The organism is Nonomuraea antimicrobica (assembly GCF_039536965.1).
Taxonomy (GTDB): domain Bacteria; phylum Actinomycetota; class Actinomycetes; order Streptosporangiales; family Streptosporangiaceae; genus Nonomuraea; species Nonomuraea antimicrobica.
Window position 1 is genome coordinate 34,142 of the sequence record NZ_BAAAZP010000044.1, and the last position, 12,458, is coordinate 46,599.

General features: G+C 72.8%; 13 protein-coding genes. 6 read left to right on the forward strand and 7 right to left on the reverse strand.

Annotated elements, in window-relative coordinates; all coding sequences use genetic code 11:
• Positions 1 to 14 precede the first annotated feature (14 nt).
• Together ABD844_RS12510 and ABD844_RS12515 are read left to right on the forward strand one after the other, a co-directional pair.
• Positions 15 to 515 (forward strand): SigE family RNA polymerase sigma factor, encoded by a 501-nt coding sequence (locus ABD844_RS12510; RefSeq protein WP_344876256.1) that lies wholly within the window; start codon positions 15 to 17, stop codon positions 513 to 515.
• Positions 512 to 1,393: a hypothetical protein gene (locus tag ABD844_RS12515; protein WP_344876258.1), complete on the forward strand. Its 882-nt coding sequence runs from the start codon at positions 512 to 514 to the stop codon at positions 1,391 to 1,393. Before ABD844_RS12510 ends, ABD844_RS12515 begins: the two co-directional genes overlap by 4 nt.
• A 107-nt stretch (positions 1,394 to 1,500) precedes the next feature.
• Here ABD844_RS12515 and ABD844_RS12520 read toward each other — a convergent pair whose 3' ends face one another.
• A complete protein-coding gene (locus ABD844_RS12520) occupies positions 1,501 to 1,848 on the reverse strand; it encodes a hypothetical protein (protein WP_344876260.1) in 348 nt (115 codons plus the stop codon).
• Between the two features lie 284 nt (positions 1,849 to 2,132).
• Here ABD844_RS12520 and ABD844_RS12525 point away from each other — a divergent pair, with 284 nt between their 5' ends.
• From ABD844_RS12525 to ABD844_RS12535, 3 genes are read left to right on the forward strand one after another with little or no spacing between them, the layout of a single operon-like run.
• Complete coding sequence (locus tag ABD844_RS12525) at positions 2,133 to 2,642, forward strand: PadR family transcriptional regulator (protein WP_344876262.1); 510 nt, start codon at positions 2,133 to 2,135, stop codon at positions 2,640 to 2,642.
• Positions 2,639 to 3,331, forward strand: a complete 693-nt coding sequence (locus ABD844_RS12530) for an ABC transporter ATP-binding protein (protein WP_344876264.1) — start codon at positions 2,639 to 2,641, stop codon at positions 3,329 to 3,331. The genes ABD844_RS12525 and ABD844_RS12530 overlap by 4 nt, the downstream gene beginning before the upstream one ends.
• The gene (locus ABD844_RS12535; protein ID WP_344876266.1) at positions 3,328 to 5,817 is read left to right on the forward strand and encodes an FtsX-like permease family protein; all 2,490 of its coding nucleotides are present in this window, start codon (positions 3,328 to 3,330) and stop codon (positions 5,815 to 5,817) included. Before ABD844_RS12530 ends, ABD844_RS12535 begins: the two co-directional genes overlap by 4 nt.
• Positions 5,818 to 5,898: 81 nt before the next feature.
• Here ABD844_RS12535 and ABD844_RS12540 read toward each other — a convergent pair whose 3' ends face one another.
• Positions 5,899 to 6,228, reverse strand: a complete 330-nt coding sequence (locus ABD844_RS12540; RefSeq protein WP_344876268.1) for a MiAMP1 family antimicrobial peptide — start codon at positions 6,226 to 6,228, stop codon at positions 5,899 to 5,901.
• Positions 6,229 to 6,403: 175 nt separating this feature from the next.
• Between ABD844_RS12540 and ABD844_RS12545 the strand changes: the two genes are divergently transcribed.
• Entirely contained in the window at positions 6,404 to 7,135 is a 732-nt protein-coding gene (locus ABD844_RS12545) for a serine hydrolase domain-containing protein (protein ID WP_344876270.1), read from the forward strand.
• Between the two features lie 206 nt (positions 7,136 to 7,341).
• Here the strand turns inward: ABD844_RS12545 and ABD844_RS12550 are convergent, their stop codons facing one another.
• The 5 genes from ABD844_RS12550 to ABD844_RS12570 all read right to left on the reverse strand — a co-directional run bounded on the left by ABD844_RS12550 (position 7,342) and on the right by ABD844_RS12570 (position 12,378).
• Positions 7,342 to 7,938 (reverse strand): NAD(P)-dependent oxidoreductase, encoded by a 597-nt coding sequence (locus ABD844_RS12550; RefSeq protein ID WP_344876272.1) that lies wholly within the window; start codon positions 7,936 to 7,938, stop codon positions 7,342 to 7,344.
• 112 nt (positions 7,939 to 8,050) lie between these two features.
• Positions 8,051 to 8,728 carry a response regulator gene (locus ABD844_RS12555; RefSeq protein WP_344876274.1) on the reverse strand — a complete coding sequence of 226 codons (678 nt, stop codon included), beginning with the start codon at positions 8,726 to 8,728 and terminating at the stop codon, positions 8,051 to 8,053.
• Complete coding sequence (locus tag ABD844_RS12560; protein ID WP_344876276.1) at positions 8,725 to 9,804, reverse strand: sensor histidine kinase; 1,080 nt, start codon at positions 9,802 to 9,804, stop codon at positions 8,725 to 8,727. Before ABD844_RS12560 ends, ABD844_RS12555 begins: the two co-directional genes overlap by 4 nt.
• On the reverse strand, positions 9,801 to 10,871 hold the full coding sequence (locus tag ABD844_RS12565) for an acyltransferase family protein (protein WP_344876278.1): 1,071 nt from the start codon (positions 10,869 to 10,871) through the stop codon (positions 9,801 to 9,803). The genes ABD844_RS12560 and ABD844_RS12565 overlap by 4 nt, the downstream gene beginning before the upstream one ends.
• Positions 10,855 to 12,378, reverse strand: coding sequence for an alpha/beta hydrolase (locus ABD844_RS12570; protein ID WP_344876280.1), 1,524 nt, complete (start codon positions 12,376 to 12,378; stop codon positions 10,855 to 10,857). Before ABD844_RS12570 ends, ABD844_RS12565 begins: the two co-directional genes overlap by 17 nt.
• Positions 12,379 to 12,458: the final 80 nt, after the last annotated feature.

Consider the following 12,458-nt stretch of genomic DNA (forward strand, 5'->3'; position numbering starts at 1 on the left):
GACGGAGATGACAGATGGATGACGGGTTCGCCGAGTACGTGGCACACCGCCATCTACGGCTGTGCCGGATGGCGTACCTCCTCACCCGGGACTGGGGCACGGCCGAGGACCTCGTGCAGACCGCGCTGGCCAAGGCATGGGTCTCCTGGCGGCGGATCGAGGGCAACCCCGATCCGTACGTCTATCGCATCATCGTGAACACCCACGCCTCGTGGTGGCGCCGGCTGTGGCGCGGCGAGGTGCCGGTCGAGGCCCTGCCCGAGACCGTCGACCCGAACGACCAGGCCGCGGCGGCGGACGACCGGGCGGTGCTGTGGAACGCCATCGGCGCCCTGTCGCCGCGCCAGCGGGCGGTGATCGTCCTGCACTACTTCGAGGGGCGGACGCTCACCCAGGTCGCCGACATCGTCGGCTGCTCGCTGGGCGCGGTCAAGAGCCAGCTCGGCAGGGCCCTGACCCGTCTCCGGGTCGATCCGGACATCCGCACCATGAACCTGGAGGAGCTCCAGCGATGAAGCACACGGAGAGCGATCTGCGCACGCTCCTGGAGGAGTACACCCACGACCCGGCCGGCAGGCAACCGGTCCCCCACCTGAAGGCGATCGTCCGGCGGGGCCGCCGGACACGCAGGGTCAGGCGCGCGCTGGGCGCCGGGACCGCGCTGGCCGTCGCCGCCACCGCCACCGTCCTGCTGACGGGCCCCCTCCGGACGGGGCAGGGTGAGGCGGCCCAGCCGCCCGCCTTGGCCCGGATCGAGGCGCCCCCGAAACTGCGCGAGGAGTTCCCCGTGGTGCTGGGGGCCGAGCGCTCCACCCTTTCCCTCATCCACTCCGAGCGCTTCAGTACGACGGGCGCCGCCCGTACGGTGACGTTCACGCCGACGAGCCACTTCACCGGCTACGAGGTGGTCTGTGGCGATCCCCGGGCCTGGATCGTCATTTCGTCCCCGCTCAAGGGCGGCGAAGACGGAGGCACCTCCGGACGGTGCGAAGGCGGGGGAGGCGGCCACCACGACAAGCTGTCCGTGCCCTCCGGATGGCTCAAGGGCCCACAGTCGATCAAGGTGTGGGTCTTCCCCGCGGACGCCCCGGTCGTCAAGGTCGCCGAGGAACTCGGCCGGTGCGTGCCGTCCGGGGAGTCGACGACGTGCGACGAGCAGGCCGCCGGTCGCGCGCTCCGCAACCAGGACGTGCTCGACCGCCTCTCGGCGGAGGTCGGTGAGCGGCCCGGCGAGTGGGCGGTCGGCATCTACGACAGCCCGTCCCCCGGCCCCGCCACGACCGCAGACTCCTCTGGACGCCCGTCCCCCGCCAACGCAACGACGGCAGAGCCCCCCGGAACGTCCGACCCCGGTCAGACCACACCGCAGACCACACCGCAGACCACCCCCTGACCGCGGAGCGCGCCCCGGGACCGGGCAGCCCGCACGGCCCCGGGGGCACGCCCTGGGGCCTGAGGTAGATCTCACGGGCTCGGGGCACGCCCCGGGTCCGGCAGGTCTCAGTCGGTCGAGGGCTCGTCGCCGGTCTGGCACACGGGGCAGGGGCCCACCGCCATGACCCGCGAGCCCCCGGCCCGCTCGCTCCCGCCCGGCAGCGAGACGACCTCGCGAGCGTCCATGCAGTGCAGGCACTTGACCTTGGTCGCCTGGACGATGTCGGGGGAGCGCCACCCGCCGTGCTCCCACGACGGTGGCTTCTTCGGCGGCGGCCGGTCATCGCGTTCGGCCGGCTCGAAGGGACCCCCGACCCGGCCCCGGCCGTGACAGAACCCGCACGCCAGGAACCTCGGCCCTACCTGCTCGCCGCGCAGACCCCGGCATTCGGGACAGGTGATGCGATCGCTCACCCGGGACACCTCTCTACTGTCGGGACCTCGTGCCGTCGCACTGCTCACACGCGATCCACCCGGAGCTGTCGGGCCCGTCTCCGTCGGGGTCAGACCACTCACCGCCCTCGCCGAGGCACGCGGGGCATGCGTTGGGGCCTGAGCCGGGTCGGGCACCCCCTCACCGTACGCCGCCACCGCTCGGCAGGCCAGGCCGAGACGCGGAGGACAGGATTGGCCGCCACACCTGGGGAATATCGCGCTCCGCTTGATGAGTGCATACTGAATATGCATACTTAGTATCCATGTCGATCAGGCACGGGCTGCTCGCCTTGCTCAGCAGAGGGCCTCGGCACGGCTACCAACTGCGGGTGGAGTTCGAGGCGTCCACGGGGGCGACCTGGCCGCTCAACATCGGCCAGGTGTATACGACTCTGTCCCGCATGGAGCGCGACGGCCTGGTCGAGCCGGGCGAGTCCGACGAGCAGGGCCGGGTCGTCCACACGATCACCACGGCCGGTCGGGAGGAGCTGGCGCGATGGTTCAGCACCCCCATCGTCCCCTCCGACCGGCCGCGGGACGAGCTGGTCATCAAGCTGGCCATGGCTGTGGCGGCCAAGGAGGTGGACGTCGCCGACGTCATCCGCCGGCAACGTACCGCCACCATGCGCACCCTCCAGCAGTTGACCAAGGCCAAGCGCGGCGCGACGGACGGCGTGGCCCGGCGGCTGGTGCTCGATTCGATGATTTTCCGGGCCGAGGCCGAGCAGCGGTGGCTGGACCACTGTGAGGCCGTTCTCAAGGAGGAGAGATGACGGTCGTACGACTGGCCGAGGTGTCCAGGGTCCACGGCGAGGGGGCGACGGCCGTGCACGCTCTCAAGGGCGTGAGCCTGGAGGTCGGCGAGGGAGAGCTGGTCGCGGTCAAGGGGCCGTCCGGGTCGGGCAAGTCGACCCTGCTCAACGTCGCGGGCGGGCTGGAGCGGCCCACGTCGGGGACGGTGTGGATCGGCGAGCAGGACCTGGCCGCCGTGCGCGATCCGGCGGCGTTCCGGCGGCGCGGCGTCGGCTACGTCTTCCAGGACCTCAACCTGATCCCGTCGCTGACGGCGGCGGAGAACGTGATGCTGCCCCGCGAGCTCGACGGCGTACGCTCGCGCCCGGCCCGCGAGGAGGCCCTGGCGGTGCTGACCGAGATCGGCGGGGAGGAGCTGGCCGACCGCTTCCCCGACGAGCTGTCGGGCGGCCAGCGCCAGCGGGTCGCGATCGCCCGCGCTCTCGTCGGCGAACGGCGTCTGCTGCTGGCCGACGAGCCGACCGGCGCGCTCGACACCCACGCGGGGGACGAGATCCTGCAGATCTTACGCGCCCGCTGTGACGCGGGCGCGGCGGTCCTGCTCGTCACCCATGAGCCGCGTTACGCCGCGTGGGCCGACCGGGTGGTGTTCCTCCGTGACGGGACGGTCGTCGACGCCACCGAGGCGCCGCTGGCGAGCGCCCGATGAGCGCCGTACGCGCCGCGCTGCGCATCTCCCGCCGCAACGCGTGGCGCTCCCGGGGGCGAAGCGCGCTCATCATGACGATGATCGCCCTGCCCGTCCTGGTGATCACGGCGTTTCTCACCTTCGCCATGACCGCCGAGGTCAGCCCCCAGGAAGGGATGGGGGTCGTGCTGGGCACGGCCGACGCCCGCCTCGTCCTGGTCCCCGAGGACACGACGCTCCGCCAGACGCCGAACGGGGCCGTGTCGAACACGGACGGCGAAAGAGCGACCGCGCCGGAACGCACGGCCGATGAGGTGGCGGCGCTGCTCGGCCCGGGCACCCGGTTGCTCCCTTTCAGCACCGGTGTGCTCCTGCTGGGCGCCGAGCGGGTCGAGGCGCTGCAGACCGATCTGCGCGATCCCCTGACCAGGGGGATGCTGACGCTGAGCGCGGGCCGCCTGCCCGCGGCCGCCCACGAGGTCGTGGTGACCTCCGCGTTCGGCCTGCGGCCAGGTGAGGTCCTGCGGCCGTCCGGCACGGCGCCGCTGACGGTGGTGGGCGTGGTCGAGCACCCGTACCGGCCGTCTCTTCTGAAGGTCGCGGGTCTCGATCTCCCGCTGGCTCCGGCGGAGGAGCCCGGGCCCATGGGCGAGTACGGCACCGGCTGGCTCGCCGCCACCACCCGGCCCGTGTCCTGGGCCGACGTGCCCGAACTGAACAGCGCCGGTCTCTACGCCACCATGCCCGCCATGCTGACGGACCGGGCCATCTACACGTACCTCAACGTCCAGCACGTGGTCGGGATCGGCGCCATGGTGATCATGGTGGTGCTGGAGACCGTGCTGCTGGCCGGGCCCGCCTTCGCGGTCGGGCTCAAGCGGCGGCGCAGGGAGCTGGCCCTGATCGCGGCCCAGGGCGGCTCGCCCAGGCATCTGCGGACGATCGTGCTCGCCGACGGACTCGTTCTCGGCGGCGCCGCCACCCTCGTGGCGACGCCGCTGGGCATCGGGGCGGGAGCGCTCACCGCCCACACCCTGGCGCGGTGGGGCGGCCAGGTCGGTCCGCTGGAGATTCCGTGGCCGCCGGTTCTGGCCGTCGCCGCGCTGGGCCTGCTCGCTGGGGTCGTGGCGGCGCTGGTGCCCGCGATACAGGCGGCTCGGCAGGACACCGCGACCGTGCTGGCCGGCCGCGCGCCCGAGGTCACCGACCGGCCGGGCTGGCCGCTGGCGGGCGCCGTGCTGGTGCTGGCCGGGCTGGGGGCGATCGTGGTGGCGCGGCGTCAGCAGGACACGGTGTGGGTGTTCGCCGCCGCGGTGCTGGTCCTGTTCGGGCTGGTGGTGCTGACGCCGTGGCTGGTCCGCCGCACCGGATGGACGGCCGCGCGGTTGTGGCTGCCGCTGCGGATATCCGTACGCGACGCGGTCCGCCACCGATCCCGTACGGCGAGCGCGGTGGCGGCGGTCATGGCGGTGACGGCCACCGTCGTGGCGGTGGGCATCGGCGCCTACAGCGAGTACATGGACCGGCGCAACGCCTACACCTCGGCCCGCCCGACCGGCATGCTGGCGATCTGGGGCGGCAACGTCGGCGACGCGGCCTGGACCAGGCTGCGCGCCGAGGCCGCGCGCCAACTGCCGGGCGTGCCGCTGGCCGCCGGCTATCACGCGAGAGACGCCCAGGACCACCGGTACGCGTTGCGGTACACGGTGCGCTGGAACGGCACCCGCACGCGTCGTACGGCGGCCATCGGTGACGAGGCCCTGCTCAGGCTCCTTCAGGGACGCCACGATCCCCGGGCCGCCGCGGCGCTGGCGAGCGGCAAGGCCGTGGTGTTCGACGCGGCGGCGCTGCGTGACGGCAAACTCGCGCTGCGGGCCAGCTCGACGTCCGGCCCCGCGCGCACGTTCGAGGTGCCCGCGGTGCTCGCCACCCCCGCCGACGAGCACCAGGGCGGCGCCCTGTTGCCGCGCGCCCTGGTGGAGTCGGCCGGGTTCACGACGGTGGAGCGCCAGCTCTACGCCATGCACCGGCTGCCGGCGAACTCCACGCTGTGGCGTGATCTGGCCAAGGTGGCCTCCCGCGTCTCGGTCGCCTCCGAGGAGGGCTATCGCAACCTGCCCGACCCCGGCCTGTGGGGCTGGCTCGGCGGCGCTCTCGTCCTCGTCGTCGGCGGTACGCTGGCCGCCACCCGCCTGGCCGCCGCCGACCTGCGGCCGGAACGGGCGACGATGGCGGCCATCGGCGCCTCGCCCAGCACCTTGCGGGTGGTCGTGGCCGGGCAGGCCCTCTACATCTCCGTGCTCGGCGCGCTGATGGGGCTGGCCGCGGGAGCGGCGACGGGCGTGGCGCTGAGCCGCCCGATGACGACGCGCGGCGCCGGGGACGTCGCCACGATCGCCGTCCCGTGGCCGTTCCTCGTCGCCGTGGTGGTGGGGCTGCCCGTCCTGGCGACCGCGGTGGCGCTGCTCACCCGGACGAGTCCGTCGCCCACGCGCCGGTTCCCCTGACGTCGCTGTGGCCTTCGTGGAGCGGGTGCCGGAGCAGTTCCCCTCCATCCGCTCCGGCACCCGGCGAGCCTTCCGATCCGGTCAGCAGACGATCAGAATGCTTCTCCACCCGAAGCCGCTTCTGGACTCAGCGTCATCGTCCGAGCTGAGGCGGGTGTGAGGCACGCCGCTGCCGGTCGAATTGTTGAACATGTGTCCGCTCTGCCCGTTCGAGTACCACTTGTACGATCCGCGGTAGGGAATGGTGTGCAGCCCGCAGCCGCTGATGGACCTCGAGTCTCCGCCGAAGCTCGATTCCGAGTAGGCGACGAAGGTGGAGGTCGCCGCGGAGGACGTGGCGGCGGCCGGGGTCGCGGTGGTCAGCGTGACCGCCGCGGTTCCGATCGCCAATGCCGCAAGAACGTTCCTCATGACCAGATCCTTTCTGGAGGTGCGAGGTGATTCGCCAGGAATGGCGTGGTACGGGACTTTCTCTTGCGCGAATTGATTTTCACCCCGCTGACATCGGCCCTGACAGGACGGCCGCAGGACATTGACCGGACATCGGACGTCCGGTCGCCGCGACCGGGAACAATGGCGACACCGAATGGCCGCCCTGGCCGACCGATCTGGATACCGCCGTGACGAGCCGATCGTGGTCGGGATACAGCACGGCCGACGGCCACCCGTCCTGCTGTCCCAGGGGCTGACGCTCAGCGGTGACCCGCTGGGCCCGACGACGCTCGTCTACGCGGCGTCGCTGTCGAAGCAGATGACCGCCGCGTGCGCGGCACAGCTCGTCCGCCGGGGCGAGCTGGACCCGGAGTCGGCCCTGTCGCGCTGGCTGCCCCGGTTACCCGCGTGGGCGGACGACGTGCGACTCCGGCACCTCGTCCACCACACGGCAGGTCTCCCCGCCGACTCCGAGATCGAGACTCTCCTGGCCCGCGCCGCCGACCGAACCTCAGAGGGCATCATCGAGGCGCTCGCCCAGTTCGCGACTCTGGACCGCCCGCCCGGCACCGCGCACGTCTACTCCAACGCCGGATATGTCTGCCTTGCCGCCGTGGTGGAACGAGCGGCGGGTGGGCCACTGCCCGGTCACGCCCGGCGTCAGCTCTTCGCCCCGCTGGCCATGACCGACACCCGCTACTGGCCGGGACCCGGCCCGACGCCGCCGGGCGGCGCTCCGCTCGTCCATCCGCGTCCCGCTCCGTTGTCCCTGGGGGACGGAGGCGTGTGGAGCACCGCCACCGACCTGCCTGCGCTGGGGTCAGGCGCTCAACGCCGACGAACTCGGCCTCGCGGCACTCGTCCAGACCCCCGGACGGCTCGATGACGGGACTCCACTCGACTACGCCTGGGGCGTCGGCGTCCGGTCGCACGCGGGCCATCGCGTCTATCGCCACGGAGGAGGGTGGCCGGGGCTGCGTGCGCTGCACGCCCGGATCCCCGATCTGGACCTGAGCATGGTGCTCGTCGCGACCGCCGACCACACCGAACGCCGGGTGGGCCTCCTCAACGGCCTGCTCGACGAGGTGGTCTCTATCGGGGGCCGCAGATGCCCAGCGCCTTGCCGATGAGATCGGGGTCTTCGACGGTGTCGAGCAGCGCCATCGCGTAGTCGGCGCGGGACAGTTGCATCGCGCCTCCCGTCGCGTCGGCCTCGAAGTCGATGTGCACGCGCCCGGCCGGCGGCTTGTCGTTGAGCATGGTGCCGCGGGCGATGGTCCAGTCGAGGCCGCTGACCTGCAGCATGCCCTCGGCCCGCGCGAGGTCCACGTAGACCGCGCGCAGGAACAGCCAGGCCAGGGTGACCGCGAGCCGGGGTCGCGTGGCCGGTACGGAGCGGCTGCTGGTCATCACCAGTCGCGTCACGCCGGACTCGCGCATCGCCGTGATGAGGGTGCTCGCGATCAGGCTCCCGCCGACGGCGGCGATCACCGCGTCCTGACCCTGTACGGCCTTGCGCACCGCGTCGAGATCGTGCGCGTCGCCGTGGTGGACGCCCACCGCCCCCGGAAGGTCCCGCAACTGGTCGGGGTGGCGGGCGGACGCCGTGATCTCGTGCCCGCGCTCTATGCCCTGCGCCACGACGTGCCTGCCGGTACGGCCCGCCGCGCCGATCACTAAGATCTTCATCTTATTGCTCCTCTCCATATTGCATTCTGCACTATAGCGAGACGCGACGCGACCCGGTAACCCCGTCGGCCTGGGTTGAGCCCGCCGCCGAGCGCGGCGTTCGCGACAGCGGTCAGTCCTGGCGAACGCGTCCGTCGCCCGGCCTGATCAGCCCGGACTCGTAGGCGACGATCACCGCCTGGGCGCGGTCGCGGATCCGGAGCTTGGCGAGCAGGTCGCTCACCCGGTTCTTCACCGTCGACACCGAGAGCCCCACCTCCTCCGCGATCTGCGCGTTGGACAGGCCGCGCGCGATGAGCTCCAGCACCTGCAGTTCGCGCTCGCTCAGCACGGACAGCTCGGTGTGCGGCACGACCGCGCGCGGGCGGGCCGGGCGGACGAACGTGCCGATCAGGCCGAGCAGCAGCCGGGGCGCCACCGTCGCCTCGCCCCGGTGCACGATCCTGATGCCCTCGATCAGCTCCTCCGGCGACACGTCCTTGGGCAGGAACCCGGACGCCCCCGCCCGCAGCGCCGCCACCACGTGCTCCTCCAGGTCGAACGTGCTCAGCGCCAGCACCCTGACCGCCGGCAGCTCGGAGACGATCCGTTCGGTGGCGGCCACGCCGTCCAGGCCGGGCAGGTGCAGGTCCATCAGCACGACATCGGGACGCAGCTCGTGGCTGAGGCGTACGGCGTCGTGCCCGTCGGCGGCCTCTCCCACCGTGGCCAGGTCGGGCGCGGTGTCGAGCAGCAGGCGCAGGCCCACGCGGACCACGGCGTGGTCGTCCACGAGCAGTACCTTGATCATGTCTTCTCCGGCAGCGGGATGCGAGCGTGTACGGTGAAGCCTCCCTCAGGGGAGGGCCCGGCGCGGAGTTCGCCGCCACACAGCGACACCCGCTCGGCCATTCCCGCCAGCCCGAACCCCGGCCGGACGACCCCGGTACGCGACCGCCCGTCATCGTCGACCTCCACCTCGACCAGATCGGGCAGGTACGCCAGCCGCACCCGTGTCCTGGCCCCGCCCGCGTGCTTGCGCGTGTTGGTGAGCGCCTCCTGGACGATGCGGTAGACCGCGTGGTCCACGGTCGTCGGCAGCTCGACGGCCGGCCCGGTGACCTCCAGCGTCGCGTTGCCCGACTCCTCGACCAGCGCCCCCAGCCGGGCCACCCCGACGTCCGCCTGGTTCTCGATCGGCTCCCCGTCGGTACGCAGCACGTCCAGCAGGCGGCGCATCTCCGTCATCGCCCGGCGGGCGGTGTCCTCGCCGGTGAGCAGGGCGAGCTGGGCGCGTTCCGGGTCGTTGGGGATCGTCCGCCTGGCCACGCCCATGTAGAGGCCGACCACGCTGACGTGGTGGGCGATCACGTCGTGCAACTCGCGGGCGATGCGGCGGCGTTCCTCGCGTACCGCGTTCTCGGCGATCTGCTGGCTGCGCCGCTCGGACAGCTCCGTGCTCAGGCGCACGATGTGCCCGGCCGCGACGGGCAGCGCCGGGGTCAGTGCGAGCGCCAGGGACATCGCGGGCTGAGTGGCCGTCCACGACATGCCGTGGACGAACCAGCCGCCGACCACGACCGTCGCCGCCGTGGCGATCGAGACCGGCGCCGGGGTGTGCCGGCCCACGGCGTAGAGAGCGATGACCATGGCGCTGACCGGCGCGTCGTACCGGGGCGGCTGCGTGCCCACCAGGTAGAGCACGCCGACGAGCGCGGCCACGACGATCGGATGCCGCCGCCGTGCCAGCATCAACGCCGCGGCCACCACCGCGATCGACACCTCCCTGAGGTGCGGTCCGTAGTAGTGGACGCCGGCCAGCTCGGCCACCAGCACCACCACGGCCGTCGCGACGTCCCCCACCCAGGGACGGCTCCTGGCGATCATTCCTCCACCGCATCACAGGTGGCGACCGCACGGCAATCGCCCTTTCCGCGATCTCGCGGGCGCCCCCGGCGCGGCCGGGCCAGCGCCAGCAGCCCGACCAGCGTCGCCGCGAAGAGCGGCAGCCAGGCCAGCCTGGGCAGCAGCCAGGACGCGTCGGTCGGCGGGCTGGTGAGCCCGGCGACAGGACCGAGCCGAACCGTGGCCAGCGAGATCAGCGCAGGCGCTGTCTGGTGCCAGAGGTAGAGCGGGCAGGCCGCGTCGCTGATCACGGTCGCGATCCGCGGCGCGGCGGCGCGGCGGCCGAGCCGGTCGCCCGCCAGCACGGCGAGCCCGCACTGCGCGCACGCGAAGGCGAGCAGCGCCGCGCTCGGTGGCGCGACGTTCGACACCGGTGCGCCGGGCACCTCCAGCATGGCGACGGGGTAGCCGCCGAGGACGATCAGCGCCGCCGCGAGCAGCCCGCCCCCGCCGAGCAGCCACGCCCCGCTGACCCGGCCCTGCCGCCACGCCAGCCCCAGCAGGAACGGCACCGCCCACACGGCGATCGTGTTGAGGTGCCCCAGCCACCCGAGCGTGGGCCAGGTGAAGCGGACGACATCAACCAGCGCCACGCAGACCGCGGGAACGAGGGCCGCCACCCAGCCGTGTCGAGCCACCGCCCGGCGCAGCCATGGAGCGATGGCGGTCAGCAGCAGGTAAGGCGCCAGGAACTCCAGCGGCGCGAGCACCGGGCCGACGATCTCCCCGATGGCGGCGAGGGAGAATCCGTTGACCGACAGGACGGCCAGGGCGGCGCCCCAGGCGAGCAGGAAGACAAGCACTGGGCGCAGTCGCGGCGGATTGGGGGCTCGCTCGCCGCCACGGGCATATCCGCCGGCGAGGAAGAACACGGGCACGGTCTGCAGCAGCCAGGTGGCGGGCGCCCACTCCGGCAGGGCCACGAGCAGGCCGGCCACGCGGAGGCCGTCCGCGACGACGTACGAGGTGACGAGCCACTGCCCGAGGATCCCGACCGCGACGGACGCGGCGAGCAGCACGTCGATGCGCCGCTCACGCCGCACGCTCACGCCCCGTCACCGCGATGTGGGTGATCTGCGCCAGCGTCCGGGTGCCGGGCCGCAGGTAGGTGTGGTGGCGGGCGTCGCCGCCGTCGACGACCCGCGCGCCGAACTCGGGGCGCACGGGATCGGTGCCGAACCCGAACGGCCCGATCAGCAGACCGGGACGGGAGACGTCGTCGTTGCCGCCCAGCGCCGCCCAGATCCGCGCCGAGGTACGCAGGTCCGAGGCCCTGGTGACACCCAGGCCGGGGCTGCCGGTGACGATGAGGTCGCGGACCGGCAGCCCCGCGACGGCGCGAGCGCACACGAGCGAGCCGTAGCTGTGGCAGACCAGGCTGATCGGCAAGGTTCGCGGCAGCGCGGCGAGTAAGGACCGCAGCCGCCGGGCGCCCCTGTCGGCCGGCCAGACGGTGGCGATCTCCGGGTTGACGAGGTCCGGCGTGTCGTACCCCAGCCAGCCGATCACCGCGGTTCCCGGCCCGAGCGTGGCGGCCTCGTCGTGCAGCGCGTGGGCCGCTCGTCCCGGGCTTTCCGGAGAGTCGTCGAAGGCGGCCAGGCTCTGCCCCGAGCCGGGCACGTAGACGATGACCCTGCGCGCCGCGGCGAGATCGCCCACGACCTCGATCGCCTGGCCGTCGCCCGTGCTGTTCCGGGCCAGGAACTGGCGGCCCGACCACGCGTGGGGCGCGTAGCGGGCCTGGAGCACGTCGGCGGTGAAGGCGGAGGGGAGGGGCAGCTCGTCCATCACCGGCCGGCCGGCGGCGGCCGTTCCCGCGGCGAGCACGACGGCCGGCAGCAGCGTACGGAAGCGGCGCATGCGCGCACGGGAGGGGACCGCGCCCGGGTCGCCCGCCACGGGACCACGGCTCCGGGGCCTGCCGGGGTCCACGCGTTCGTAGACGGTGACGGCGTAGGAGCGCGCCGGGTGCTCGTACGGGTGCTCGCTCACCCGGCGGAAGGACGGGTTCTCGTCGAGGTCCCGGTAGAGGTGACGCGCCTCGGGCCATTCGTGCACCAGGACCACGACACCGCCCGGCACCGTCAGCGAGCGGAGCCGTTCGAACACCAGGCGGAGCCGTTCGCCGCGGCCCGCGTAGTAGAGCGTCTCGGCGCAGATGACCAGGTCAAAGGTGCCGCCGGGGCTCTCGTTGAGGAAGTCGAGCGCCACGAACCTCGCCGTCCCGCCCGACTTCGCGGCCGCCCGTCTGACCGCCCGATCCGAGACGTCCACCCCCAAGCACTCCGCCTCGGGGTAGGCGCCCGCCAGCCGGCGGGTGAACGCCCCTTCGCTGCACCCCAGGTCCAGGACCCTGCGGTAGGCCCGGCGGGGGAGATGCCGCAACGTCGTCTCGTACTTGTCGAGCTCGTACGGCTCGGTGTCGTACCGCCAGGGGTCGGGCACGTGATGAACCCACTCGAAGAAGCGGCGGAGCAGGCGCCCGTGAACGGACGCGGGAAGAAGTGAGACGGCTCCGAAGAACAGGCGATGCAGGCGATCGCTGATGCCGGACATGTCTTTCAGCCTGCTGGCGACCGCGCCCCTGTTCATCGACGGGAGGAACGATCTCCCTCCGGGACCAGGCTCCCGGCCCC

Coding starts and splice junctions, on each gene's coding strand:
- ABD844_RS12510 (WP_344876256.1), top strand. CDS start 15: ATGGATGACGGGTTCGCCGAGTACGTGGCACACCGCCATCTACGGCTG.
- ABD844_RS12515 (WP_344876258.1), top strand. CDS start 512: ATGAAGCACACGGAGAGCGATCTGCGCACGCTCCTGGAGGAGTACACC.
- ABD844_RS12525 (WP_344876262.1), top strand. CDS start 2,133: ATGTCGATCAGGCACGGGCTGCTCGCCTTGCTCAGCAGAGGGCCTCGG.
- ABD844_RS12530 (WP_344876264.1), top strand. CDS start 2,639: ATGACGGTCGTACGACTGGCCGAGGTGTCCAGGGTCCACGGCGAGGGG.
- ABD844_RS12535 (WP_344876266.1), top strand. CDS start 3,328: ATGAGCGCCGTACGCGCCGCGCTGCGCATCTCCCGCCGCAACGCGTGG.
- ABD844_RS12540 (WP_344876268.1), bottom strand. CDS start 6,228: ATGAGGAACGTTCTTGCGGCATTGGCGATCGGAACCGCGGCGGTCACG.
- ABD844_RS12545 (WP_344876270.1), top strand. CDS start 6,404: ATGGCCGCCCTGGCCGACCGATCTGGATACCGCCGTGACGAGCCGATC.
- ABD844_RS12550 (WP_344876272.1), bottom strand. CDS start 7,938: ATGAAGATCTTAGTGATCGGCGCGGCGGGCCGTACCGGCAGGCACGTC.
- ABD844_RS12555 (WP_344876274.1), bottom strand. CDS start 8,728: ATGATCAAGGTACTGCTCGTGGACGACCACGCCGTGGTCCGCGTGGGC.
- ABD844_RS12560 (WP_344876276.1), bottom strand. CDS start 9,804: ATGATCGCCAGGAGCCGTCCCTGGGTGGGGGACGTCGCGACGGCCGTG.
- ABD844_RS12570 (WP_344876280.1), bottom strand. CDS start 12,378: ATGTCCGGCATCAGCGATCGCCTGCATCGCCTGTTCTTCGGAGCCGTC.